The sequence below is a fragment of the Kribbella sp. NPDC048915 genome (genome assembly GCF_040649595.1).
Lineage (GTDB): Bacteria > Actinomycetota > Actinomycetes > Propionibacteriales > Kribbellaceae > Kribbella.
On record NZ_JBEZFT010000099.1, the window covers coordinates 1 to 24,684 of the forward strand.

At 69.8% G+C, this 24,684-nt stretch carries 26 protein-coding genes and 1 pseudogene; 11 read left to right on the forward strand and 16 right to left on the reverse strand.

Features of this window, described 5'->3' with window-relative positions; translation table 11 throughout:
* Positions 1-293 precede the first annotated feature (293 nt).
* The 5 genes from AB0B82_RS31650 to dut form a co-directional block, all read right to left on the reverse strand.
* On the reverse strand, positions 294-755 hold the full coding sequence (locus tag AB0B82_RS31650) for an integrase core domain-containing protein (RefSeq protein ID WP_360176908.1): 462 nt from the start codon (positions 753-755) through the stop codon (positions 294-296).
* 458 nt (positions 756-1,213) lie between these two features.
* Positions 1,214-1,915, reverse strand: coding sequence for a DUF3159 domain-containing protein (locus tag AB0B82_RS31655; protein WP_360176911.1), 702 nt, complete (start codon positions 1,913-1,915; stop codon positions 1,214-1,216).
* Positions 1,908-2,297 carry an OB-fold nucleic acid binding domain-containing protein gene (locus tag AB0B82_RS31660; protein WP_360176914.1) on the reverse strand — a complete coding sequence of 130 codons (390 nt, stop codon included), beginning with the start codon at positions 2,295-2,297 and terminating at the stop codon, positions 1,908-1,910. Before AB0B82_RS31660 ends, AB0B82_RS31655 begins: the two co-directional genes overlap by 8 nt.
* Positions 2,298-2,316: 19 nt before the next feature.
* Complete coding sequence (locus AB0B82_RS31665; RefSeq protein ID WP_360176917.1) at positions 2,317-2,967, reverse strand: DUF3710 domain-containing protein; 651 nt, start codon at positions 2,965-2,967, stop codon at positions 2,317-2,319.
* 87 nt (positions 2,968-3,054) lie between these two features.
* Positions 3,055-3,507 (reverse strand): dUTP diphosphatase, encoded by a 453-nt coding sequence (dut, locus tag AB0B82_RS31670; protein ID WP_360176920.1) that lies wholly within the window; start codon positions 3,505-3,507, stop codon positions 3,055-3,057.
* Positions 3,508-3,559: 52 nt separating this feature from the next.
* On the opposite strand from dut, the gene AB0B82_RS31675 reads away from it, so the two are divergent.
* Positions 3,560-4,015 carry a DUF3093 domain-containing protein gene (locus tag AB0B82_RS31675; protein WP_360176923.1) on the forward strand — a complete coding sequence of 152 codons (456 nt, stop codon included), beginning with the start codon at positions 3,560-3,562 and terminating at the stop codon, positions 4,013-4,015.
* A 28-nt stretch (positions 4,016-4,043) separates the two neighbouring features.
* A complete protein-coding gene (locus AB0B82_RS31680) occupies positions 4,044-4,370 on the forward strand; it encodes a DUF4235 domain-containing protein (protein WP_360176926.1) in 327 nt (108 codons plus the stop codon).
* A gap of 87 nt (positions 4,371-4,457) precedes the next feature.
* Here AB0B82_RS31680 and AB0B82_RS31685 read toward each other — a convergent pair whose 3' ends face one another.
* From AB0B82_RS31685 to AB0B82_RS31695, 3 genes are all read right to left on the reverse strand, one after another.
* Entirely contained in the window at positions 4,458-4,757 is a 300-nt protein-coding gene (locus AB0B82_RS31685) for a DUF4193 domain-containing protein (protein WP_130379292.1), read from the reverse strand.
* Positions 4,758-5,052: 295 nt separating this feature from the next.
* Positions 5,053-5,847 (reverse strand): inositol monophosphatase family protein, encoded by a 795-nt coding sequence (locus tag AB0B82_RS31690; RefSeq protein ID WP_360176929.1) that lies wholly within the window; start codon positions 5,845-5,847, stop codon positions 5,053-5,055.
* Positions 5,844-6,944, reverse strand: a complete 1,101-nt coding sequence (locus tag AB0B82_RS31695) for a ferrochelatase (protein ID WP_360176932.1) — start codon at positions 6,942-6,944, stop codon at positions 5,844-5,846. The genes AB0B82_RS31690 and AB0B82_RS31695 overlap by 4 nt, the downstream gene beginning before the upstream one ends.
* A gap of 48 nt (positions 6,945-6,992) precedes the next feature.
* Between AB0B82_RS31695 and AB0B82_RS31700 the strand changes: the two genes are divergently transcribed.
* Positions 6,993-8,192, forward strand: coding sequence for an MFS transporter (locus tag AB0B82_RS31700; RefSeq protein ID WP_360176935.1), 1,200 nt, complete (start codon positions 6,993-6,995; stop codon positions 8,190-8,192).
* Positions 8,193-8,206: 14 nt separating this feature from the next.
* On the opposite strand, the gene AB0B82_RS31705 is transcribed toward AB0B82_RS31700, so the two are convergent.
* Positions 8,207-8,824 (reverse strand): trimeric intracellular cation channel family protein, encoded by a 618-nt coding sequence (locus AB0B82_RS31705; protein ID WP_360176938.1) that lies wholly within the window; start codon positions 8,822-8,824, stop codon positions 8,207-8,209.
* Positions 8,825-8,897: 73 nt separating this feature from the next.
* Between AB0B82_RS31705 and AB0B82_RS31710 the strand changes: the two genes are divergently transcribed.
* Genes AB0B82_RS31710 through fdhD form a run of 3 tightly spaced genes read left to right on the forward strand, consistent with a single transcriptional unit; the run spans position 8,898 to position 10,692 of the window.
* Complete coding sequence (locus AB0B82_RS31710) at positions 8,898-9,452, forward strand: hypothetical protein (protein WP_360176941.1); 555 nt, start codon at positions 8,898-8,900, stop codon at positions 9,450-9,452.
* A 5-nt stretch (positions 9,453-9,457) separates the two neighbouring features.
* Positions 9,458-9,862: a hypothetical protein gene (locus AB0B82_RS31715; protein ID WP_360176944.1), complete on the forward strand. Its 405-nt coding sequence runs from the start codon at positions 9,458-9,460 to the stop codon at positions 9,860-9,862.
* Positions 9,859-10,692, forward strand: coding sequence for a formate dehydrogenase accessory sulfurtransferase FdhD (fdhD, locus tag AB0B82_RS31720; protein ID WP_360176947.1), 834 nt, complete (start codon positions 9,859-9,861; stop codon positions 10,690-10,692). The genes AB0B82_RS31715 and fdhD overlap by 4 nt, the downstream gene beginning before the upstream one ends.
* Here fdhD and AB0B82_RS31725 read toward each other — a convergent pair.
* Together AB0B82_RS31725 and AB0B82_RS31730 are read right to left on the reverse strand one after the other, a co-directional pair.
* Positions 10,676-13,417: an AAA family ATPase gene (locus AB0B82_RS31725; RefSeq protein ID WP_360176950.1), complete on the reverse strand. Its 2,742-nt coding sequence runs from the start codon at positions 13,415-13,417 to the stop codon at positions 10,676-10,678. The genes fdhD and AB0B82_RS31725 overlap by 17 nt on opposite strands.
* Positions 13,418-13,424: 7 nt before the next feature.
* Positions 13,425-14,552: a DNA repair exonuclease gene (locus AB0B82_RS31730; RefSeq protein ID WP_360176953.1), complete on the reverse strand. Its 1,128-nt coding sequence runs from the start codon at positions 14,550-14,552 to the stop codon at positions 13,425-13,427.
* Between the two features lie 96 nt (positions 14,553-14,648).
* Here AB0B82_RS31730 and AB0B82_RS31735 point away from each other — a divergent pair, with 96 nt between their 5' ends.
* Entirely contained in the window at positions 14,649-15,209 is a 561-nt protein-coding gene (locus tag AB0B82_RS31735; protein WP_360176956.1) for a GNAT family N-acetyltransferase, read from the forward strand.
* A complete protein-coding gene (locus AB0B82_RS31740) occupies positions 15,202-15,696 on the forward strand; it encodes an HAD family acid phosphatase (protein WP_360176959.1) in 495 nt (164 codons plus the stop codon). The genes AB0B82_RS31735 and AB0B82_RS31740 overlap by 8 nt, the downstream gene beginning before the upstream one ends.
* Positions 15,697-15,705: 9 nt before the next feature.
* Here AB0B82_RS31740 and AB0B82_RS31745 read toward each other — a convergent pair whose 3' ends face one another.
* The 5 genes from AB0B82_RS31745 to AB0B82_RS31765 are packed head-to-tail and all read right to left on the reverse strand — an operon-like array spanning position 15,706 to position 21,319.
* Positions 15,706-17,385, reverse strand: a complete 1,680-nt coding sequence (locus AB0B82_RS31745) for an ABC transporter substrate-binding protein (protein ID WP_360176962.1) — start codon at positions 17,383-17,385, stop codon at positions 15,706-15,708.
* Positions 17,385-18,365: an ABC transporter ATP-binding protein gene (locus AB0B82_RS31750; protein WP_360176965.1), complete on the reverse strand. Its 981-nt coding sequence runs from the start codon at positions 18,363-18,365 to the stop codon at positions 17,385-17,387. The genes AB0B82_RS31745 and AB0B82_RS31750 overlap by 1 nt, the downstream gene beginning before the upstream one ends.
* On the reverse strand, positions 18,362-19,399 hold the full coding sequence (locus tag AB0B82_RS31755) for an ABC transporter ATP-binding protein (protein WP_360176968.1): 1,038 nt from the start codon (positions 19,397-19,399) through the stop codon (positions 18,362-18,364). The genes AB0B82_RS31750 and AB0B82_RS31755 overlap by 4 nt, the downstream gene beginning before the upstream one ends.
* Positions 19,392-20,390, reverse strand: coding sequence for an ABC transporter permease (locus AB0B82_RS31760; protein ID WP_360176970.1), 999 nt, complete (start codon positions 20,388-20,390; stop codon positions 19,392-19,394). Before AB0B82_RS31760 ends, AB0B82_RS31755 begins: the two co-directional genes overlap by 8 nt.
* Positions 20,390-21,319, reverse strand: a complete 930-nt coding sequence (locus AB0B82_RS31765) for an ABC transporter permease (protein ID WP_360176973.1) — start codon at positions 21,317-21,319, stop codon at positions 20,390-20,392. Before AB0B82_RS31765 ends, AB0B82_RS31760 begins: the two co-directional genes overlap by 1 nt.
* A gap of 147 nt (positions 21,320-21,466) precedes the next feature.
* On the opposite strand from AB0B82_RS31765, the gene AB0B82_RS31770 reads away from it, so the two are divergent.
* From AB0B82_RS31770 to AB0B82_RS31780, 3 genes and pseudogenes are all read left to right on the forward strand, one after another.
* On the forward strand, positions 21,467-22,318 hold the full coding sequence (locus tag AB0B82_RS31770) for an alpha/beta hydrolase (RefSeq protein WP_360176976.1): 852 nt from the start codon (positions 21,467-21,469) through the stop codon (positions 22,316-22,318).
* The gene (locus AB0B82_RS31775; RefSeq protein ID WP_360176978.1) at positions 22,300-23,010 is read left to right on the forward strand and encodes a nucleotidyltransferase domain-containing protein; all 711 of its coding nucleotides are present in this window, start codon (positions 22,300-22,302) and stop codon (positions 23,008-23,010) included. Before AB0B82_RS31770 ends, AB0B82_RS31775 begins: the two co-directional genes overlap by 19 nt.
* A gap of 334 nt (positions 23,011-23,344) precedes the next feature.
* Positions 23,345-24,684 (forward strand): annotated as a pseudogene (locus AB0B82_RS31780) (hypothetical protein); the annotation flags it as partial.

Consider the following 24,684-nt stretch of genomic DNA (forward strand, 5'->3'; position numbering starts at 1 on the left):
CTCGGCCTGTTCACGGATCTGGACGTACTCGGCCGCCGCGGACAGCAGGTCCGCGGTGTCGAGCTCATCCAGATCCGATTCGAACATGTGTTCTAGTGTAGGTCACGGGATGGTCACGCGCAAATCGTTCTCGGGGTTGATTTGCCTTGTATAGAAGGGGTTCCGCGCTTGCGGGAGGCACGGTTGTGGGGTGAGGTTGAGCCGGTCCCAGGATCTCGCCGTCGAGGTTGGTGACGGCGTTGGTGACGGCGTTGGTGACGGTGATGGTGATGGTGATGGTGTCGCCCGGTTTGTCACCGTTGGTGATGACGAGGACCTGCTGTAAGCCGTGCCGGTGCGGGCCGGGGTTGCTGGGTGCGGGGCCGGTGGGTGCGGGGCCGGTGGGTGCGGGGCCGGTGGGTGCGGGCCCGGTGGATGCGGGAGCGGGCGATCTGCTCACGGGCGGGGCGGGCACCTCGCCTCGCGGCTTCCCAGGCTGTCTGGGGTGTGACACGGCCGATCAGGCCTTGGTGGGGACGCTGGATGTTGTAGAGGTGATCGAAGGCGTCGCCCTGAATCTGCAACTCGTCGAGAGTCTCGGCGAGTGGGCGTTGGTCCAGGTAGCGGAACAGGGTCTGGTGAAAACGTTCGTTGCTGCCCTGGAAGGTCGGCTTGCCGGGCTTGCCGGGCTTGCCGGGCTTGCCGGTGATGACGCCCGAGGCCAGCACCTGGACGACGAACTGGCCCAGAAGTCCGCGGCCCGACGGGTTGAGCACGGACCCGTCTCGAGCCGCTCGGCGTCGCCCCGATCAGCCGTCACGTTGTCCGACAGCAGCCGCTGGGGCCACGCCATGGGCGGTCACGGCCACGCCGGCCTCGCGGACGATCCTGACCAGCGACGAACGACACCGGATCCAGACCCATCGCGCGCATCCCGTCGCGCACGCTGATCGGAACGCGGTCCAGCCCGCAGGCCTCCAGCGCGGCACCTCGTCGGTCAGCTCGGACGGACTCGTCCTCGACCGGCGGGTCCGCGGCACAAGGACCGCGGCCGGCCCATCGACCACCGCGCGCCTGCGCAGCTCGTAGAACGCCCTGCAGGAGATGCCGTATTCTCAGCACGAAACATCGACACCCCCGGAGCATCATCGGGCCACTGCGATTCAAGCACGGCAGCCGCGGCCAGTGATCCCCGCGGCCAGTGATCGCCGTGGCCAGGTCGCACCTGGTGCGGCTACTTCTTGTTGCCGCGAAGGAGGTGGGTGATGCTGTCTCGGGCTTCGGCCCATTTTTCGGGGGGCATGGAGCCGCGGAGTACGGCGTACGCGAGCCAGATCGCCAACGCGTAGAACGGCAGACCGAGGCCGATCTTGGCGATCCCCAAGGCGTTCAGACTGCCGGTGAAGTACAGCGGCACCTGCACAATCAGGCGGATCGCGAACAGCCCGACGAAGACCAGCGTGGCCCGCGAGAAGCCCCGGAGCAGGGCAGGGTCGCGGCGCCAGGCCGTGCCGGTTTGGGTGATCACGCCGTACAGGACGCCGAACAGCGGCCAGCGGATCAGCACGGTGATGAGGTACAGCAGGCCGTAGCCGAGGTTGGTCAGCAGCCCCGGGACGTAGAAGTCCTTGGCGTTGCCGGTCCGGTTCGCGACCCAGGCGGAGATCAGGACGCCGATGAACCCACCGAAGACGTTCCGCAGCGCCTGCCGCCGGATCAGCCGGATGACGGCCAGGACGGCCGCGATCCCGACCGCGATGATCAGCGAGAGCTGCAGCTTGTGGTCGGTGACGGCGTAGGCGACCAGGAACGCGATCCACGGCAGCCCGATGTCCAGCAGCGCGCCCCAGCCACCGAGCGCATGGAAGAAGTCCTTGTCGGTGGTCTTGGGGCGATCCACGTCTTCGGCGGCGGCCGCGGGCGTCTGGTCAGCCATGAGCTGCCTGGGGGCGGAGTTCGTAGCGGGGGTTGAACATGACCCGCTCGCCGTCGACGATGCCGATCCGGCCGGACGCGATCAGCTCGGATCCGGCGTGGATGCCGCCGATCTTGCGGCGGCCGAGCCAGACCAGCTTCACCGTGCCGGTGCCGTCGTACAACTCACCCTCCAGCGCGGGTACGCCGCCGCGCGGGCTGAACGTGATGGTGCGCAGCGTGCCGTACAGCGTGACCATCTCCCGGTCGCGGCAGCCGGTGATGGACTTCGCGCCGCAGTCCTGCGCGAAGTCCTGAAGGATCTCCGCGTCCTGCTGCTCGCGGTCCCCGGCCAGCCCACGGAACGCACGCTTCCACAGTCCCGCGGGTTTGTTGCTACCCATGACGTCGAGTGTAATCCGCTCAGGCCTCGACCGGAGCATTCGGCTCCGCGCCCGGCGGCAGCTGCAGCGGCAGCGACTCGCGGACGGCCATCGGCTCGTTCCCGCGGACCACGACGGTCTTGCGCAGCGTCTCCTCCATCGGCGCGGCGGCGTCCGGCTCGACCGCGGCGCGCCCCAGCACGGTGGCGCGGAGCAGCCAGCGCGGGCCGTCGACGCCGATCACCCGCGAGGTCTGGCTGAAGACCTGTCCCTCGGGGTCCTCGACCGGCACCACGAGCACCAGCTCGGTGCCGAACGGTCCCTCGGTCTCGGTCGCCGTACCGCCCATCCGGGCCGCCTCGGCGGCGATCTCCTGGCGGACCTCGTCCCAGATGCCGGCCGACTTCGGCGCCGCGAACGCGCGCAGTTCCAGCGCGGACTCGTCGAGCATCAGCAGCACGGCCTGGACGACCCCGCTCTGCTCGTCGACCTGCAGCCCGAGCTCCATCCCCGGCAGACCGGTGACGACCAAAGCGCCCAGGTTGATCCGGTCCTCCGCCTCCAGCTCCTCGGCGTCGACCTCGCTCGCGTCGAACGGGCCCTCGGCGCGGACCTCCGCGGTAGCAGTCTCTTCCTCGACGGTCTCACTCGTCGCGGGCTCGTCGTTCTTGCCCTTGCGGCGGAAGATCACAGCTGTTGCCTACTTCCTTGATGTTGGTACCGGCGCTGACCCAGCGCCGTAGTCTCTCGTGTCCGACAGGTCAACCGGAGCACCTGATCAGCGTGTCACATCGCCGAAGCCGCCGGTCGACCCGTGCCCGCCGGTGCCGCGCGCGGAACCGGGCAGCGTGGCCACCTCGACGAAGCGGGCCTTCTCGACCTGCTGGACGACCAACTGGGCGATCCGGTCGCCGCGCCGGACGGTGACCTCGGTGTGCGGGTCGAGGTTGATCAGGCAGACCTTGATCTCACCGCGGTACCCGGCGTCGACGGTCCCGGGCGCGTTCACGATCGACACCCCGTGCTTCGCGGCCAGCCCGGAACGCGGGTGCACGAACGCGGCGTACCCGTCCTGCAGAGCGATCGCGATGCCGGTCCCGACCAGGCCGCGCTCCCCCGGCTTGAGGGTCAGGTCGGCTGCCGCGACCAGGTCCGCGCCGGCGTCGCCGGGATGCGCGTACGACGGAAGCGGGAGGTCGGGGTCGATGCGCTGGATGAGTACCTCGGTCACAACATCCGACCCTATCGAGCGCCCCGGACGGTTCTCATGCCAGGCTGGTCCTGTGGGTACGTATCGCGAGAGTCTGCGGGTGCCGGTGGCGTGGTGGATCGTCTCCGCCGCTGCGGTGATCACGCTGTTCGTCATCGTCGCAGTACCTGCCGGGACGATTGCCGGCCTCGTCGTCGGCGGGCTCGCGGCGGTACTGCTGCTGACCATGCTGCTGCGGTACGGCGGGGCGCGCGTCGAGGTCGACGACCGGCAACTGCGGGCCGGCCGTGCCGTGATCGACCGGACGTACCTCGGCAACGTCGAGGCACTGACCGGCGAGGCGGCGCGGTACGCGTTCGGGCGGGACTGCGACCCGAAGGCGTACCTGGTGCTGCGCAGCTACCTGCCCGGCGCGGTCCGGGTGCAGATCACCGATCCGGCCGACCCGACGCCGTACTGGTTGATCGCCACGCGCCACCCCGACCGATTGGCTGCCGCCCTGAGCGGGCACAGCGTGGGAAGATCCTGACTGTCAGGTCTCGTACGAGGAGGGTGCAGTGGTCGGAGCGAAGATCGGCTGGAAGCTGGTGCAGGCCGCCTTCACCATCGTGGTGGGCCTGGCCGCGAGCAAGGCGGTCAGCACGGCCTGGAAGCTGGGATCAGGTGGGAAACCGCCGAAAGACGCCGGCGCGTCGTACGCCGAGGCCGTCACCTGGGCCGCTGTCAGTGCTGCCGCCGCGGCCGCCGCACGGCTGTTCGCCGAGCGCCGCGCCGCCGCGTACTGGCTGAAGTCGACTGGGTACGCCCCGCCCGGGTACGAGCAGGACGCGACCCAGCGGCTGGTGAAGGGCACCGACACCGGCCTGGTCAAGAAGCAGGACTGAGCGCCGCAAAGCGCACAAAGACAGCGGGACCGGCCCACCGAGGTGGGACGGTCCCGCTGTTCGTTACGACGAAGAAGGGCGCCGGCGTCAGGCTGCGCAGTCGCGGCAGATCAGCTGCCCGTTCTTCGTTTCGGCGAGCTGGCTGCGGTGGTGAACCAGGAAGCAGCTCGAACAGGTGAACTCGTCGGCCTGCCGCGGGAGCACCCGAACGGCGAGCTCCTCGTGACTCAGGTCCGCGCCGGGCAGCTCGAAGCTCTCCGCGGCCTCGGCCTCGTCCTCGTCGACCTTGCCGGAGTTCTTGTCGTGACGGCGAGTCTTCAGCTCCTCGATCGACTCTTCGGAGGCATCTTCGTCCGTCTTGCGCGGGGCGTCGTAATCAGTCGCCATGGTGTTTCCCTGCCCTCTTCGTACCCGTGGTGTTGCCTGCTGAGCCCTTGAACGGGTAGAGCGGCCGAGAAATTCCGCGTCGGAGCACCGCGCCGAATCTTCGTCCCCCGAAACCCTTGACAGCCAGGCCGGGACCGGCAATCACCGTTCCCGAGGACGGGATTGTGCCCTATAAAGGGCGGCAATGCACGACTGGGTCCATGCTGTGGCCCGCGTGTCGCGGTAAATGTCAGGACCGAACACGTGAATGCTCGTTACTGCTCGGTACCGCACACAAACGCGCAATCAGTGGTGTCTACGCGCGCAACGGGTCGGCTGCGGCGAGTAGCGCGTGGAACGGCTCGAAGAGTGCCGGGGTGGCCGCGATCGACATCTCGGGCGACACCGGGGCGCCGTTCAGACCGCCGATCCGGGCACCGGCCTCGGCCGCGATCAACGCGCCCGCGCCGTAGTCCCACGGGTTCAGGCCGCGTTCGTACACCACGTCCAGCCGACCGCAGGCGACGTAACACAGGTCGATCGCGCCGACCCCGATCCGGCGGATGTCGCGGACCTTCGGGATCAGCTGCTGCACCACCGCGGCCTGCACCTCGCGCCGCTCCGGGTCGTACCCGAAGCCGGTCCCGACCAGCGCCTGGCTCAGCTCGGTCGCGCCGGACACCTGGATCGGCCGGCCGTCCACGAACGCCCCGCCGCCCTTCGTCGCGGTGAACACCTCGCCCTTGGGCGCGTCCACCACCACACCGGCGACGGTCTCCCCGCCGTACTCGACCGCGATCGAGACGGCGTACGTCGGGAGGTCGTAGAGGTAGTTGACCGTGCCGTCGATCGGGTCGACGACCCAGCGCACCCCGCTGGTGCCGTCGACGTCGTCACCCTCCTCGCCGAGGAACGAGTCGTCCGGGCGGGCCTGCAGGACCCGGGCGCGGATCAGTTCCTCGGACTCACGGTCGACGGCGGTGACGACGTCGGTGCGGGTGCTCTTGGTGTCGGCGACGGTGATCGTGCCGCGGCGGCGCTCCACGATCAGGCGGGCGGCTTCCTCCGCCACGTCGACCGCGAGCTTCAACAGATCCTGAGGGGAGGTCATACGGATTCCTTGGCCTGAGTGGTGGGTCGACGCAGAGCGGGGCAGCAGTCGGGCCGGCAGTCGTCCCATCCCGGGCCGAGTTTGCCGATGCAGGGCCGGTCGGGCTGTTCGCCGCGCTCGGCGGCGGCCCGCTCGAGCACCAGGTCGCGGAGCATCGCGACGAACTGCGGGTCCGTGCCCGGCGTCGCGGCGCGCGCCATCGGCAGCCGCAGCTTCTCGGCGGTCTGCGCGGCCTCGGTGTCGAGGTCGTAGATGACCTCCATGTGGTCGCTGACGAACCCGATCGGTACGACGGCCACACCCGGCACACCGTCCGCGGCCAGCGTCTCCAGGTGGTCGTTCACGTCCGGCTCGAGCCACGGCACCTGCGGCGGGCCGGAGCGCGAGCAGTAGACAAGGTCGGTCCGCCGGGTCTGCCCGGTCCGGCGCTCGAGCTCAGCGGTGATCGAGGCGGCGACGTCCAGGTGCCAGTCGACGTACGCGTTGCCGTCCGGGCCGCTGGTCGCGTTCATCGCGGTCGGGATCGAGTGCGTCACGTAGGCGATCGCCGACCCGTCCGGGAGCTTGCGCAGCGCGTCGGCCGTCGACTCGACGAACGAGCCGACGAAGCCGGGGTGGTTCGCGTAGTGCCGCAGCTTGTCGATCCGCGGCGCGTCCGGGACCTCGCGGGCGGCGTCCTCGAGGTTCTCCCGGTACTGCCGGCAGCCGGAGTACGACGGGTACGCCGACGTGACGACGACGACGGCGCGGCGGATGCCGTCGGCGGCCATCTCGCGCATCGTGTCGGTCAGGTACGGCGCCCAGTTGCGGTTGCCCCAGTAGATCGGGAGGTCCAGACCGGCCTCGTCGAACGACTCCCGCAGCGCCTTCAGCAGCGCCCGGTTCTGGTCGTTGATAGGGCTGCGGCCGCCGAACGCGTAGTAGTGCTCGCCGACCTCTTTGAGCCGCTCGTCCGGGATCCCGCGGCCGCGGGTCACGTTCTGCAGGAAGGGCAGCACGTCCTCGGGCTTCTCGGGCCCGCCGAAGGAGAGCAACAGCACAGCGTCGTAGGGGTCGTAGGGGTCGTAGGGGTCGTACGGAGGCGCAGCAGGCGACATGTGCCAAGCTTCTCAGACGGCCGAGGGTTAAGGTGTTCCCGGTCTCCCATGCTCAAGCCTTACGTCCACCTCATGCGCCGTCCCGGTGCCGGCGCCTTCTTCGCCGCCGGGATCCTCGGGCGTATGCCGATCTCGATGATCGGCCTCGGCCTCGTCATCCTGATCGCCAAGGAGAGCGGCTCGTACGGACTGGCCGGCGCGGTGTCCGGTGTCGCGGTGATCGCGGGTGCACTGACCGGCCCGATCCAGGGCCGTGTCGTGGATCGCTTCGGTCAGCGCGGGCTGTTGCTGATCGGTTCGGTGATCTGCACGGTCGCTCTGGCCGCATTGCTGATCGCCGTCCGTGCCGACGCCGCTACCTGGGTCCTGTACGTGCTGTCGTTCATTGCCGGTGGCACCCGTCCGCAGGTCGGGTCGTTCGTCCGGGCTCGCTGGACGCATCTGCTCGGTCGCGGCCGCGCGCTACAGACGGCGTTCGCTCTGGAGGCAGTCGGCGACGAGGTGGTCTTCATCGTCGGCCCCGTCCTCGTCACCGCGCTGGCGACACAGGTGAGCCCGTACGCCGCGCTCGCGTCGGCCGGCGTACTGGGACTGGTGGGCGGCATCTGGCTGGCACTGCTGCGCGCATCGGATCCGCCCGGACGCGGCAGGTCGGACGGCGCGGAGCAGGCGCCACTCCCCTGGTTGTCGCTCATGTTGCTCAGCCTGATCGGCCTCGGCCTCGGGGCGACACTCGGCGGCGCCGAGGTGATCACCGTGGCCTTCACCACCGAGAAGGGGCAGGCCGGTCTGTCCGGAGTCGTGCTGGCGGTGTGGGCGTTCGGCAGCCTGCTGGCGGGGCTCTGGTACGGCTCGGTGAACTGGCGGGCTCCGGTCGAGCGCCGGCTGCTCTTCGGCACGATCGCCCTCGCGATCACACTGGCGCCACTCCCCTGGGTCGACAGCGTCCTACTGCTCGGCGTGGTGCTGTTCTGCTGCGGTATGACGATCGCGCCGACAATGGTCGCGGTCACCGCCTGCGTCGAGGAATGGGTACCGCCGGAGCGCCTCACCGAGGCCATCACGTGGACCGTCACCGGCATCCTGCTCGGCGTCGCCCCCGGCAACGCGGCCGCCGGCCACGCGGTCGACCTCTGGGGTCCTTCCGACGCCTACTGGGTCCCGGTCGGCGTCGGCGTCGCCTGCGCGATCGTCGCCGCCGTCTCCATCACCTTCGCCCGGCCGAAAGAACGGTTCGCCCACAACTGACCTGGGAGCCGCCGTCACGAATTGCGGGGTAGCGGGGCGTTCCAGCCGCGGCGGATGGCGAGCAGCCGGATGCCGAAGCAGACGAGCGCGGCGGCGATCGGGACCCAGAGGGCGTGGTACTCCAACGCCGAGGCGACCACCACGATGGCGGCGCCCAGCAGGGCCGGAGTGGCGTAGATCTCGGCGCGAAGCACGACCGGGACGCGGCCGCTCAGGATGTCGCGGAGGACTCCGCCGCCGATGCCGGACAGTGTGCCGAGAAGCGCGGCCGAGATCGGTGACAGGCCGAACTCGATCGCCTTCAACGCACCCGTCACGCAGAACAGGGCGAGCCCGGCCGCGTCGAAGATGTTCACCCCACGCTCCACCCGGCCGATCCCGGGATGCAGGAAGAACGTCATCAACCCGGCCACGATCGGGACCACCAGGTAACGCCAGTCCTGCAGCGCGGCCGGCGGCACCTGACCGATCAGCACGTCCCGGATGAACCCGCCGCCGAGCCCGGTGACCAGCGCCAGCACCAGCACGCCGAACACGTCCAGCTTCTTCCGTACGCCGACCAGCGCGCCGGTGATCCCGAACACGAAGATCCCGATCAGGTCGAGCACCTGCAACACCACGGATCCGCTCACACGTCGCACGGTAAACCACGCGCGCCCTGAACAATGCGCACTGTCGCCTCGCGCACTTCTAAGGTGTGGACTCATGAGCCGCGCTCCGGACGTCGACTACTCGGCCACCTCGCTCCGCCCGGACTGGAACTCGCTTCCGGCCGCCCTGCACGCGGAACTTGCCGTTGCCCTCGGCACCGAGATCACCGACGTCGCCGCGCCGGTGACCTCCGGCTTCACCGGTGGCTTCGCCGCCCGCGCCGTACTCGACGACGGCCGCCGCGTTTTCATCAAGGCCGCTCAGAAGGGAATCCACGCGTACGACGCCTACCAGCGCGAAGCCGAGGTCGTCCCGCAACTCCCGGCGTCCGTCCACGCGCCGCCCGTGATCGCCACGGCTCACGCCGACGACGCGTTCGCCGTGGTGGCCGAGTGGATCGACGGACGGATGCCGGGTAACCCCTGGACACCGGACGACTTCAAGCGCGTGACCGCGACCTGCGAACGCATGGCCGAGGAACTGCACCCGAGCCCGATCGAAGGCCTGGGCAGCTTCACCGACCTGCCGCCGAGATCGCGAACCCGCCGACGGAAAGCCAAATACCCAAGGGCCTGCAGTCATGGGTCCCGCGAATCCTCCCCGAGCTGACCGATTTGATCAGCCTCGCGCCCGAAGCGCTCGCAGGTGATCACGCCACGCACTCCGACCTCCGTCCCGACAACCTGCTCATCGACGACACCGGCACCTGCTGGACGGTCGACTGGAACTGGCTCGCCCTCGGCCCGCGCTGGATCGACTGGGTCGGTCTCCACCCCCTCGCGCAGCACCACGGCATCGACACCTTCGCCGCCGTCACCCGCAGCCCGCTCACCGCCGACGTACCCGCCGATCACCTGGACGCGTTCGCGGCCGTCATCGTGGCGTACATGATGAGGTCCAGCGACGCCCCGCCGCCGCCAGGGTGTACCCAGGCGGTCCGCGAGCATCAGCGCCTGACCGCGTGGACCTTCCTGCACTGGCTCGCCGTCCGGCGCGGCTGGCCTACCGTGGAGGCATGACCAAGGCTCCCACCAGCAGGTTCAAGGTCGAGGTGCTCGACGGCGACCGCACGTCCCGGCGCGAGGATGTGGTCAGCACCGAGGAGCCGCTGGAGCTACGGCTCGAATGGCCGGGCCGCGCGCCGGAGCCGCTGGTCGTGACGATGCGCACTCCCGGCTCGGACTTCGAGCTCGCCGCCGGGTTCTGTCTCGGCGAGGGTTTCGCGGTCCGCCCGGACGCGATCCGGACCGTCGCGTACTGCACCGACGGCACGCTGACGCGCGACCAGCAGTTCAACACGGTCACCGTCACGTTCGACGGTCCCCCGGACCGCGAACCACCGCAGCGGTACGGCGTGACGTCGGCCGCATGCGGTGTGTGCGGCCAGCAGAGCCTCGACGAACTCGCCGAACGCCAGTACGACCCGGTGGACCCGGTCGAGGTCCCGCTGGACGTCGTACGGCGGCTGCCGGAGCTGCTCCGCGACGCGCAGCCGATGTTCAGCCGCACCGGCGGGCTGCACGCGGCCGGTCTGTTCACCGCCGACGGTCGCAAGGTGGTGGTGAAGGAGGACATCGGCCGCCACAACGCGGTCGACAAGGTGGTCGGCTGGACCGTGCTCAACCGGCACAGCCGCAAAGGCCTCGTGCTCGCGGTCAGCGGTCGCGCCGGGTACGAGATCGTGCAGAAGGCCGTCGCCGCCGGGATCGGCATGGTCGTCGCGGTCGGTGCGCCGTCGAGTCTCGCGGTCGATCTCGCCCGTCAGTTCGGCATCACGCTGTGCGGCTTCGCCCGCGGCGACCGGTGCGTCGTCTACTCGGCACCGGAGCGGATCATCCGTCCAGCGTGATGAACGTGGCCTTCGGGACGTATTCGTAGCGGTCCGGCATACAGGTCAGCACGATGACCTGGCCGTGGTCGCCGGCGCGCCCGAGGAGCGCGCCCATGTCGCGCAGCCGGGCCTTGTCGGACCAGCCGAGGGCGTCGTCGAAGATCACCGGCACGCTGCCCTCACCCGTGCTGACCAGATGACTGATCGCCAGCCGGGTGATGATCGCCAGCTGCTCCTGGGCACCGGTCGACAGCGCTTCGACGGGCAACCGGACGCCGTCGAGCTCGCGTTCCGCCACGGCCAGGTCGTCGTCCAGCCAGACCCGGAACGACGGCCCGTAGACGCTGCGGCCCAACGCCTCGATGCGGCTCTGCAACGGCTCCGAGTACTTCGTCTGCGCCTCGGCCCGATGCCTGCTCAACGTCTCGTGCACTCGTCGCGCCGCCTCCGCACGCCGCAGCAAACTGTCGTGCTCCGCGCGGACGGCGGCCAGCTCCAACTCGGCCAGATCGCGGCGCGTCGCCAGCCCGTCCCGGCCCGACTGCTCCAGGCGACCTTCCGTCGTCCGCAGCGCGTCCCGAAGCCGGTCACGCTCGTCCTGCAGCCGCTTCGCGACCGCCAGCGCATGCGCCAACTCGTCGGCGATCCGGTCCGCTCCGGCCTCGTCGGCCTGCGCCTGCACCGCGGTCAGCTCCTCGAGCACCGCTTCGACCTCGGCCGTCGCCTCCGCCTCGGCCGCCTCCACGGCGTCGTCGTCGAGCACCGACCGCGCGGACTCCAGCGCCTCGACAGCCGCGGCCAGCCGCTCGCCGGCCAGCTCGGACCGAGCCCGCGCGTTCTGTGCTTCGGAGCGATCCTCGTCCGCAGCCTTGCGCGCCTGCTCCACGGCGAACTCGGCGTCCTTCAGCAGCCGCTCCGCCTCGGCCAGCCCGTCCCTGGCCAGATCGAGCACCCGCTGCGCGGCGGTCAGGTCGTCGGCCGCCGGCTCTGGGACCTCGAAGTCGTCGAAGAGCGTGTCGTGCGGCGACACGAACTCCTCGAACAGCGACATCTGGCCCGGGACGCCCTCGGGCTCCTTCTCCGCCGACTCCTCGGGCTCGTCCGGGCCGAGACGCGCGGTCAGCACCGCGATCCGCTCCCCCGGATCGCCGCCGGCCGTCAGCGACTTCTCGGTCCGGCGCGCCTCGTTCAGCTCGGCGGCCGCGGTGGCGGCCTTGCGCAGCAGCTCACGCGCCGCGGCCACGTCCTTGACGCCGGCCCTCTTCAGCAGGTCCTTCTCGCGCCGTACGGCGGCGTCCAGCCGCGACCGCAACGTCGCCGCCTCGCCACCCGCACGCACCGTGACCTCGACCTGACCCGGGACGCCGACCACGAGCTCACCGGACACCAGGATCCCGGCCGACTCGTCGAACCCCAGCTCCGACGGGACAGTGCCTTCGAGTCCCTTCCCGGACAGTTCCACCGGCTCGGCGCCGAGACGGCGTACCGTCACCTCCGGAACGCCGGCGGCAAGCGCCGCGCGAGCCTCGACCACCGCCGCGCGGGCCTCCTCGATGGCGGCCACCATGGCGTCGTCGACCTTGATCCGGTCCAGCACCGTTCCGGCCGCGGCGATCCGGGCGCGGACCTCGGCCAGCTCGTTCTGCTGCCCGAGCAGCCGGTCCAGCTCGGCGCGATCCATCAGCGCGGAGACGCGCCGCTCCGCCTCCTGGACCTCGGTACGGCGCTGGTCCTTGAGCTCGACCACCTCCGCGAGCGCCGCCTCCGCCGCGTGCACGGTCTCGGCCGCGGTCTTCGCCGCCAGCTCCGCATCGGCGCGCCGGGCCGCGAGGTCGGCGTCGAACTTCGTGAAGCGCTCGACCTCGTCGAGCAGGCGCTCACGCTCGAGCCGGGTGCGGGTGTGGTTCTCCAGGCGGGCCCGGGCGGTCTCGGCGCGCGACTTCACCGAGTCGCGACGCAGCAGGATCTCGTCGGTCGCCTGCTTGCGTTCGCGCAGCTCCTCGACGCCGGCCAGGTGCTCGGTCAGCCGGGTCGTGACGTCGGCGAGGTCCAGGTTCAGCCGCTCGGCGCGGCGGATGTCGGACTGGACCTCGTCCATCGCCTGCAGCGCCTGCTTGTAGGCCAGCTCGGCGGCGTCGACCGCTTTCGCCGACTTCGCGAAGTCCCCGGTCGGGCGACCGCGCGGCGTCCAGTACCGCAGGTACTCGTGCTCGACGGCCGTCACCAGCGGCATCGACGCACCGTCGACCGGCGTCCCCGACTCCGCGGTCACCGCGGTGATCAGCGGCTCAGCATCCGCCGGTGCGGGCAGCACCAGCGATTGGCCCTGGCTGACCATCAAGGTCTGCCACAGCACCGAATCGACGTTCTCGTGGAACAGCCGCTCGGCCTCGTTGTGTGCCTCGCGCCCGGCCCAGGAGCGGCGGCGGCCGTCCGCCTCGACGACGGACAGCTCGGTCGACCGGTTCTTCAGCCAGCGCTTCGTGTACGTCAGCTCGCGGCCGCCGAGGCTCAGCTCGACCGTCACCTCCGGGCCGACGTCCTGACCGACCGGCTGGATGTCGCGGATCCGGGTCGACTTCGAGTCGTCGGGCAGGTCGAAGATCAGCCCGAACGCCTCTACCAGGCTGGACTTCCCGACCTCGTTGTCGCCGACCACGACAGTCGTGCCGAGCGCGCGGAACCGGACACTCCGGTCCCTGACGCCGCGGAAGTTCCGCAACGCCAAGCTGTGCAGTCTCATCTCAGGCTCATCCCGCGTCCCGCGCCAATCGGTGCATCAGCGAGAGCGCGGCGCCCGCGGTCTCGTCACCACCGGCCAGAGCTTGGCGCAGCTCTTCCATCGCCGCCCGGGCCGGACCGCTGAGCTGCAGCGACTCCAGGTCGGCCGTGTCCGGCGCCGGGCGCACCGTCCAGAACTTCGCCCAGCGCTCGACACTCGCGAACACCTCGCCCTGGGCGTCGATCATCGAGTCCAGCCGGGCCAGCAGCGGCAGCGACAGTGACCCGTCGCCGGCCAGCCGCACGTACGTCCGCTCCTTGTCGGGCAGCTCGGCGAACCAGTCCTCGAGCGCGGTGATCGACTCCTCGTCGAACAGCTCGACGCGATGGTCGACCATGTGCCAGGCTCCCACCCGCACCGGCTCGACGTCGATCGCGTCGCCGGCGATCGTCACCCGCAGCACGTTGCCCGGGGCGTCCTCCTCCGGCGACGTCACCTCCTGCGTCCCGGAGAACCAGATCCGGTCGGTGACCCGGGTCGTCGAGTGCCGGTCGCCGAGGCCGACGTACTGCAGCCGGCCGTCCGCGACCGCGGCCTCGAGCGCCGCCTGGTCGATGGTCGGTACGTCGGACATGCCGCCGGACAGACTGGTGAGCTGGCCGTGCGCGAGCAGGATCCGGACGACACCGGGATCCGGCGTGAGGTCGGCGTACCCGGGCGCGGCCGGGTCGGAGAGCGGCCGCCGCGAACGCCACGGCGCCCCGACGATCTCGACCCCCGGCAGAATCGGGAAAGGGGTCGTTTCGGTCAGCACCGTGACGTGCTCCGGCGCGTGTGCGAGCCACTGGCTCGACGTCCACAGCGATCCGGGCTCCAGCGCGTCGTGGTTGCCGGGCAGGAGCACCACCGGGACGGGGATCCGCTTGAGCGCCTCGCACGCGCGCAGGATCGTCTGCCGCTCCACCTGGTTGTGCTCGAACACGTCGCCGGTGACGACCACGAACGCCGCGCCGGTCTGCTGCGCGACGTCGCCGATCCGCGCGACCGCGTCCAGCCGTGCCTGACCCCACCGGGCCTGGCCGTCAGGCCCGAGGAACCGGCGCATCATCCCCAACTGCCAGTCCGAGCTGTGCAGAAACGTGATCGACTCGCCCATAGCGTTGAGAACGCTAACCCGCGGCACCGACAACCGCGCAACCCAACACACACAATCCGCTACACCGCCCACACTCCGGACGCCTACGATCCCTGTGTGAACGAGGTGTATCTGGAAACCGACCGCCTGCGGCTGCGCGAGTTCACAGCCGACGACGTCGAGTTGCTCGTGGAGCTGGAGTCCGATCCCGAGGTGATGCGGTTCCTGACCGGTCAGCCGACACCGCGACACCAGATCGCGGACGTCACCCTCCCCGCGATCCTGAAGAGGTACGCCGAGCACCCCGGTCTCGGGACCTTCGCGGCGCATCAGAAGGCCGACGGCGCGTTCGTCGGATGGTTCGGGTTGCAGCCCACCGACGTACCGGACACGGTCGACGTCGGTTACCGGCTGAACCGGACCGCGTGGGGAAAGGGGTACGCGACCGAAGGGACCCGCGCGCTGATCGCGAAGGCGTTCACCGACCTCGGCCTGCAGCGCGTGGTCGCGGACACGATGGCCGTCAACCATCGGTCGCGGGCTGTGATGCGACGCGCGGGCCTGCGGTTCGTAAAGCTGTACCACGAGCACTTCGACGACCCGCTGCCCGGATCCGAGTTCGGCGAGGTGCTGTACGCGATCGACCGGGCGACCTGGGAAGCTGGGTGTCATGGGTGACGACCGGCCGTACGCCGTACTGGACATCGACGCGACGCTGTCCGACACCAGCAAGCGAATTCACTACATCAACGCGAGGCCGAAGGACTGGGACTCGTTCTTCGCGCACGCCAAGGACGACGCGGTCCTGTCCGAAGGCCTGGCAGTTGCCACGACACTCGCCGCCGATCACGAGATCGTGTACCTGACCGGCCGCCCGGAGCGGACCCGACGGATCACCGAGCAGTGGCTGAAGGACAACGGCTTCCCGGCCGGCAAGGTGTACATGCGCGGCGACACCGACCGGCGGCCGTCGATGGTGATGAAGCTCGGCCGGCTCAAGCGACTCGCCGCGGTCCGCCCGGTGGCGGTGTTGGTCGACGACGACGAGAAGGTCGTCGCGGCCGCCCGCAAGGCCGGCTACACAGTCATGAGGGCCGACTGGGGTCTCGATCCCGAGACCCAGCCGGCCCTCTTCGACGCCCAGGAATCCGAAGGCCGGACCTGAGCGTCCTTTCTACTTGCTCAGCCCGACGATCAGCTGGTTCGGGTACGGCGGGTAGGACGACAGGTAGAAATTCTGCACCTTCGACCCGTGCAGGAACGCGTTGCGCGCGTAGATCAGCGGGACGACCGGGGCGTCGGCCATGATCTGCTTGTCGATCGCGCCCCACATCCCGGCCGCCTTGCCGAGGTCGGACTCGGCGGTCGCCGCGGCGATCGCGCTGTCCACCGCCGGGTTGGAGTAGCGGGAGATGTTGTACCCGCCGTTGCCGATCTCCGAGGACGCGAACAGCGGCTGGATGTTGCCGATCGCGCTCGGGAAGTCCGGCAGCCAACTGGACACGGTCAGGTCGAAGTCCGGCTGGTTCCCGGTGATCAGGTCGGTCAGCGGCTCGCTGTCCAGCGGCTTGATCGTGACCGTGATACCGGCCCGCTTCAGCCCCTGCTGGATGGCCTGCGCCACGCCGAGACCGGTCGTGTTGTCGGCGGCCAGCACCAGGTTCAGGTTGCTGACGCCGGCCGCGGCCAGCATCTGCTTGGCCTTCTCCGGGTCGCCCGCCGGCGGCGCCTCGTACAGGTTGTATTTGCTGTAGCCGTCGATGCCCGGGGTGATCAGCGTCGACGCGATCTCGCCGCCGTACTCCGGTCCGCCGCGGGCGACCTGGACGGCCTGCTTGTCGACGGCGTACTGGATCGCCTTGCGGACCTCCGGGTTCGCCAGCGCGGGCCGCTTGGTGTTCATCGCCAGGTACAGCAGCGCTCCAGACGGTGACGTCGCCACGCGGGCCTTGACCGCCGGGTTGCCGGTGATCGTGGGGATCAGCGCGGCCGGCACCGACGTACCGGTGGTGGCGGCGAACTTGTCGTCGCCGGCGTCCGCGATCAGCCGCTGGTTCACGACGTCGGGCTGCAGGCCCATCTCCATCACGATCGCGTCCGGCAGACCGGTCCGGGCCTGGTCGGTCGCCTTGTTCCAGGCCGGGTTCCGCTCCAGCTCGAGCTTGGAGCCGGGCGTGTACGACTTGACCTGGTACGGCCCGCTCGCGACCGGCTTCTCGCCGTAGTGCGCCGGGTCGGTGTCGGCCTTCTTCGGCACCGGCGAGAAGGCCGGCATACTGACGATCCACGGCCAGTCGCCGTACGGCTTGTTCAGCTTGAAGACGATCGTGGTGTCGTCCGGGGTCTCGATCGACGCGAGTTCGCCGCCCTTGTACGGGCCGGCGTACTTGTCGCCGCCGACCAGCAGCGACTTGTGGTAGCCGAGTCCGCCGGACAGCTCGGGCGCGAACGAGCGCTCGACGCCGTACTTGATGTCGGCGCTGGTGATCGGCGAACCATCGGCGTACTTCAGACCGGACTGCAGCTTGTACGTCCAGGTCTTGCCGCCGTCGCTGACCTGACCGGTGTCGGTGGCCAGGTCGGGCACCAGCTCGGCGGCCTTGCCCGGCTCGGTCTTCCACGACGTCAGGCCGCGCAGCACCAGGTGGATCGAGCTGATCCCGAGGTTCTGGCTCTTGGCCGGGTCGAGGCTGATCTCCTTGCTGGTGGTGAGGATGTGCCAGGTGCCGCCCTGCTCCGCCGCCGCGGTGCTGCCACCTCCTGGCGCGGTCTTGTCGTTGGCGTTGCAGGCTGCCACCAGGACGGTGGCCAACGCCACGGCCGTCACCGCGACCGCTCGGGATATGCGTTTCATCAGGTCCTCTCAGGGATGGGGGGCTCAGGGAAGTAGCAGGCGGCACGGTGCTCCGTATTCCCGTGCACAGGTTCGAGCACCGGTCGTTGGGTCGCGCAGATGTCCTCGGCCTTGTAACAGCGAGTCCGGAACGGGCAGCCGGACGGCGGATCGATGGGCGTCGGGACATCGCCGGTCAGCACGATCCGCTCGCGCCGTACGCCGGGCTCCGGCACCGGGACGGCGGACAGCAGCGCCTTGGTGTACGGGTGCGCCGGGGCGTTGTAGACATCGGCCGCCGGGCCCTCCTCGACGATCGTGCCGAGGTACATGACGGCGATCCGGTCGGCGACCTGGCGGACGACGGCGAGGTCGTGGGCGACCAGGACGTAGGACAGGCCGAGCTCGTCGCGGAGGTCGGCGAGCAGGTTCAGCACCTGGGCCTGTACGGACACGTCGAGCGCGGACACCGGTTCGTCGCACACCAGCAGCTGGGGCTTCACCGACAGTGCACGAGCGATCCCGATCCGCTGCCGCTGGCCGCCGGAGAACTCGTGCGGGTAGCGCTGCAGGTGCTCCTCGGCGAGGCCGACCTGCTCCAGCAGTTCGACGAGCTGGGTCCGTTTCGGCCGGATTCCTTGGGCGAGGTACGGCGTACTCAGAATCGTGCCGATCGACTGCCGCGGGTTCAGCGAGGCCTGCGGGTCCTGGAACACCATCTGGATCTGCCGGCGGATCGGGCGCAACCGGCGGCCCCGGACGTTCGTGACGTCCTGGCCGCCGATCTCGACCCGGCCCTCGGTCGGGTCGAGCAGCCGCGTCGCGACCCGCGCCAGCGTGGACTTGCCGGACCCGGACTCGCCGACCAGCCCGACCGTCTCGCCTTCCCGAACGACGAAGTTGACGCCGTCGACCGCGCGCACGGCACCGGCCTTCTGCCACGGGACTCCGCGCAGGCCGAAGTGCTTCTTCACGCCCTTGAGGTTCAGCAGCTCGGTCACTGGATCACCTCCGGACGGCGCCCTAGATGGCAGGCCGCCTCGTGATCGCCCTCGCCGGGGCGCGGCGTGAGCTCGGGACGCTCGGTGACGCACCGCTCCCCCACCAGATGCGCATACGCACAGCGTGGCTGGAACGGGCAGCCGGTGGTGATCGATCCCGGCGTCGGCGGCGTCCCCGGGATCGTGGTCAGTCGCGGTTTCGGCGGTACGTCGACACGCGGCATCGCACCCAGCAACCCGAGGCTGTACGGATGCGCCGCCCGGAAGAACAGGTCCCGGACCGTACCCCGCTCGGCCGCGCGCCCGGCGTACATCACCAAGACGTCGTCGGCGATCTCCGCGACCACGCCGAGATCGTGCGAGATCAGGATCAGCGCCGTCCCGAACTCCTCCTGGACGTCGTCGAGCAGACGCATGATCTGCGCCTGCACGGTCACGTCGAGTGCGGTCGTCGGCTCGTCCGCGATCAGCACTCTGGGGTCGTTCACCAGAGCCATAGCAATCACGACCCGCTGCCGCATTCCCCCGGAGAATTCGTGCGGGTAGCTCTCCGCGCGGCGGGCCGCGTCCGGGATGCCGACCTTGTCGAGCATCTCGACCGCCCGGCGGAACGCGACCTTCTTCGAGACCTCGTGGTGCAAGCGGTACGCCTCGGCGACCTGCCAGCCGACCGAGTAGTACGGGTTCAGCGCGGACAGGGCGTCCTGAAAGACCATCGCGATGTCGTTGCCGCGGATCGCGCGCAACTCGTCGGCGGGCAGGCCGTTCAGCTCGCGGCCGTCGAGCAGCACCTCGCCGGTCACGTCGGCGTTCGACGGCAGCAGGCCCATCACCGCGGCCGAGCTGACGCTCTTGCCGGACCCGGACTCGCCGACGATCGCCAGCGTCTTACCGGGCGCGACGGCGAAGTCGATGCCGTCAACGGCCGGCACCGGTCCGCGCTCGGTCGCGAACGTGACGTGCAGGTCGTGCACCTCGAGCACCGGCTTGCCGGTCTGCACCGTGGTGTCCCGCGCGGGGATCGGCTCAGCCATGGCTCACCCTCGGGTCCAGCACTCCGTGCACGACGTCCACCACCAGATTCGCGAGGATGATCAGGAAGGCCGAGAACAGGGTCACGCCGACGACCACAGCCACGTCGAGCTGACCGACCGCGCTGATCAGCAGCTCGCCGAGGCCCTGCATGCTGAACACCTTCTCGGTCAGGATCGCGCCGCCGAGCAAGGCGCCCAGGTCGAGGCCGAACAGCGTGATCACGGGGACCAGCACACCGCGCAGCCCGTGCGTGAGCACCACCCGCCGCTCGCCGGCACCTTTCGCCCGCGCGGTGGTGATGTAGTCGAGGTTGAGCTCCTCGAGCATCTGCGACCGGGTCAGCCGGATGTACGACGCGGCCTGCAGGATCGCGAGCACGATCCACGGTGTGATCAGGTGCCAGGCCCAGTCCACCGGGCTCTCGGTGAGCGGCACGTACCCGTTGACCGGAACCATGTTGAGCCAGAACCCGAACACCAGGATCGCGAGCAGCCCGAGCAGGAACGACGGCGTCGACACACCGAGCAGCGCAACGCCGATGGCCATCCGGTCGAGGATGCGGCCCCGGTTCAGCGCGGCGATCACACCGAGCGATACACCGAAGAGCAACCACAGTACGGCGGCGCCGAGGGCGATCGAGATGGTCACCGGCATCCGGTCGACGATCAGCGTCGTGACCGGGCGGGCGAGCGGGAACGAGTACCCGAAACACGGCGCATTGCAGTGCACCGCTGCAGCGCCGTCACCGAACGTCCGGCCGGCCACGATGCCCTTCAGGAAGTTCACGTACTGCTGCAGCGTGCTCTGGTCGAGCTGCATGAAGTGGCGCGCCTGCTCGAGGCGGTCCGGCGTACAGGGTTTGCCGCAGGCGAGATGTGCCGGATCGGCGGGGATCGCGTAGAAGACCAGGTAGACGGCGAGGCTCAGCGCGAGCATCACGAGCAGCGCGGCGGCCAGGCGCCGGACGACGAACCAGACGAGATCGGGCATCAGTTCGTCCTCCGCAACCGCACGTCGAACGCGTCCCGGACGCCGTCGCCGAGCAACGTGAACCCGAGCACGGCGAAGAACAGCATCATGCCGGGGAACAACAGGAACCAGGGGTCGGCGCCGGTGTACACCCAGACGATCGAGTCCGAGATCGAGCGGCCCAGGCTCGGTGTCGGCGGCGGGACACCGACCCCTAGGAACGACAGCGCCGCCTCGGCGCCGATGTAGCCGGGGATCGCGAGCGTCGCGATCACGAGCACCGGGCCGAGCAGGTTCGGCAGCAGTTCGCGGCTGATCACCATCCAGCCGCTCGACCCGACACTACGCGCCGCCTCGACGAACTCGCGCGCGACGAGCGAGCGGGCCTGATTGCGGATCAGCCGCGCCAGGCCGGCCCAGCCGAAGAAGCTGAGCACCAGGATCAGCAACAACCAACGCGGGAAACCCGCCGGCACAACGATGCCCAGGGCAATCATGAAGACGAGCTGGGGGAAGCCGAAGAGAAAGTCGAGCAGCCGCGACAGCACCGCGTCGTACCAGCCGCCGAAGTACGCCGCGCTGATGCCGGCCAGCGTACCGACAACCGTCGTGATCACCGTGACGACCACCGCGATGAACAACGACGTCCGCAGCCCGAGTACGACGATCGAGAACAGGTCGCGACCGGTCAACGGCTCGACGCCGAACCAGTGGTCAGCGCTCGCACCACCGACCGGCCCGCGCGGCGCGTTGCCGCGCGCCGGGTCGAGCAGGTCGATGTGGTACGTCGTCGCGTCCTGGCCGGCCAGCCGCACCAGCAACGGCGCGGCGGCGGCGATCACGATCAGCAGCGCCACCAGGACGAAACCGATCCGGGCACTGTGGTCGCGCCGCATCCGGCGCAGCGCCTGCCGGGTGGGCGAGACGGTCCCGGCGACCGAGGAACTCACAAGTACTCCTGACGAGGGTTCGAATCACGCAGCCGACAAAAGCTAGGCCGCATCTTTCCACCACGGAGTGTTCATCTCGAATCCCGAGAATCCCAGGACGGTAACTTCACTTTCGGATAGCAGGTGCCGGGTAGTTACGCTCCGCAGATGGATCGGATGCTGCGGATCGGTGATCGCGTGCTGATGTACGCCGGGTACGGCAGCGAGCGCGGGGCGCCGGTGATGTCGTTCGGCGGCACACCGAGCACGCGCTGGAAGCGGCCCGAGGTGGTCGCGACCATCGAGGAGTCCGGAGTGTGGATGGTGATGCCGGACCGGCCCGGGTACGCCGGATCCACCCGTCAGCCCGGTCGCACAGTGGCCTCCGTCGCCGCGGACGCGTCGGCGCTGGCCGACTCGCTCGGGTGGGAACGGTTTGCTGTCACCGGCGGTTCCGGCGGCGGTCCGCATGCGCTGGCGTGCGCAGCGTTGCTGCGCGATCGGGTGACGCGCTGTGCGGTGGCAGGGAGCAACTCTCCGCCTCTGGTCGACGGTCCGGAGCCGACCGAAGAAGAAGAGCAGGAGGATCCGCGGCGCAACCGGACCTCCTGGCGGGCACTGCACGGTGACCTGCGCCCGGCGCTCGAGGAATCGGCCCGGTCGATCATGGCGGCGGTCGAAGCCGGCGGTCCGGAGTTCCCGCCGGATCCCGGTTCACCGCCAGGACCTCCGGCGCGTGCGGACCCCGAGGCCGTTGCCCGGCTGGCCGCCACCTTCGTCACCAGTCACGACGGCTGGATCGACGACCACATCGCGTTCGCGCACCCGTGGGGCTTCGACTTCGCCGACATCACGGTGCCGGTGAGCCTCTGGTACGGGTCATCCGACGAACGCGCAGCGAAGTACGCCGATCATCTCGCCGCAGCGATCCCCCACGCCGAACGCAGGTACTACATCGGCGGTCATGTGCCGCCGGCAAATGCGTACCGCGAACTGTTGCGATGGCTGACACTGAGTTGATGGATCTCGCCCGCGCAGTGGTTTCAGAGCTGTATCCGGACGCCCGCGCCGGATGGCTCGGTGGGAGCGTTGTGCGCGGAGATGCGGGTCCGACGTCCGACCTGGACATCACGGTATTGCTGGACGGGCCGCCCGCGCCGCTGCGTAAGTCGCTGGTGTACGCCGGTTGGCCGGTCGAGCTGTTCGTACACACCGAGGAGTCGTTGCGCTTCTTCGCCGACAAGGATCAGGCGCGGCGGCAACCGACGATGATGCGACTGGTCGGCGAATCCGTCGTTCTGGTGGATCTTGACGGGTTAGGTGAACGGTTGCAGCGGGAGTACCTGGCTGAGGTGAAAGCCGGACCGAAGCCGTTGTCCGCGGACGAACTGGACCTGCTGCGGTACACGATCACCAACCTGCTGGACGACCTGACCGATGCGTCCGGCGATGCCCGGCTGGCAGTTGCGTCGGTGCTGTGGCAGGACGCCGCGCGACTACTGCTGACTGGCGCGGGGCATTGGTCCGGCACCGGCAAAGGCCTGCTCCGCGAGGTGGTGGCGTACGACGTTGCTCGGGGCACCGATTATGCGTCGTCGCTGCTGGATGAGGTTCGGGCGTCCGACGATCGCCTGGTGGAGACAGTGGATCGCGTCTTGGCGCCGTACGGCGGGCGGTTGTTCGGTGGGTTCGAGTTGGCTGCGCAGCTTTAGGGGCGGCGCGGCTCTGGGTGGCGGCTCTGGGTGGCGGCTCTGCGTGGCCGGGCGGACTTGTACTCACTGGCGCGGCGAGGACATGCGATCAGGCGTTGCGGGCCCGAGGTGGCTCGAAGCCGGCGGTCATCCTCCGTGTGAGCCGCGATTTCTGCGGTGAGTCGCGGCACGCGCGTCTATCGCAGGACGGGGTGCACTGCAGCGCGTTATCCGGACTGACCGGGGCCAGCAGGCGCGCTCCGCGCCGTCCGCAGGGCCGAACCACCTTGTAAATAAGGCTGCTGGGCTTGGATCTGATTTGTGTCTGGCCGTCCGGTGATCTACATTAGAACGCATGTTCGACTGTGATCTGGATGAGCTCGACACCGCGGACCTGCTGGCCGCGGCGGCCGAGTTCGCCCAGGTCCGGGAGCAGGCGGAGGTCGGGATCCTGCGTGCGGCGCTGGCGTTCGCCGACCGCAACTCGGTGGTCGCGTGGCAGGAGGCCGGCGAGCTTGCGGTGCCGGGTAATGAGCGGTTGAGGGTGTACGGCGGTGAGGGTTGTCCGGGGGTGGCGGAGTTCGCGGTGCTCGAGCTGGGCGCCGTGCTGGGGATCTCCAGTGGTGCCGCGTCCTCCTTGATCGGCGAAGCGCTCGCGTTGCGGCACCGGCTGCCGCACGTGTGGGCCGCGGTGCTTGGCGGGGACGCGATCGCGTGGCGGGCCCGCAAGATCGCTCATGCCTGTCTGAGTCTGTCGATGGAGGCCGCGTCGATCGTGGACCGGCGGGTCGTGGGCCGGATCAACACCATCACACCAGGGTCGTTGAAGAAGCTCGTCACCGCCGCGATCGCACAAGCCGACCCGGCCAAAGCCCAGGCAGCCGCCGAGGCCGCGGCGAAAACCCGCGGGGTGTTCGTGTCGCAGTCCGACGAGGACGGCACCAAACGGATCTGGGTGCGGGCTGCGGCGGGTGCGGTGATCCGGTTCGACGCCACCATCGATGATCTGGCCCGGGCGTTGAAGGCGCTGGGTGACACGGACTCGCTGAACCAGCGCCGCGCGAAGGCGATCGACTGGATCGCCGACCCCGCTGCCGCGCACCAGTTGATCGAGGTCGCCCGCCACCTGGCCACCACCCAAGCCGCCGCAAACCCCACCGCGAGCGACGCCCACACCCCCACAGACACCCACACTCCCGCAGGCACCGCAGGCACCGCCGGTGCCGCCGGTGCCGCCGGTGCCGCCGGTGCCGCCGGTGCCGCCGCCGGGAACGACACCGGAGCCGACACCGGAGCCGACCCGGGAACTGACCCGGGAACTGACCCGGGAGCCGACCCGGGAACTGACCCGGGAGCCGACCCGGGGACTGCCCCGGGAGCCGCCCCGGCCGCGGAAGCCACGTCGCCGAGCGCGTCCAGTACGGGCGGCGCGTCGAGCACGGGCCATGTGCCCAGTGCGGGCGGCGTGGCCAGTGCGGGCGGTGTGGCCGGTACAGGCGCCGTCGCCGAGCCGTTCGATGAGGAACACGCCCGCCTCGAAGAGGCGTACCTGATGGACTCCCACGGCTGGGAACCCACGCCCACCGACACTCCCGGACAACCCCCGCTCGACGACGCCTTCGCCACCACCCAGCCCACACCCCAGGAGCCTGGCCGCTCCGACTGGGGCATCGATTGGGACGCCGACGACGACGC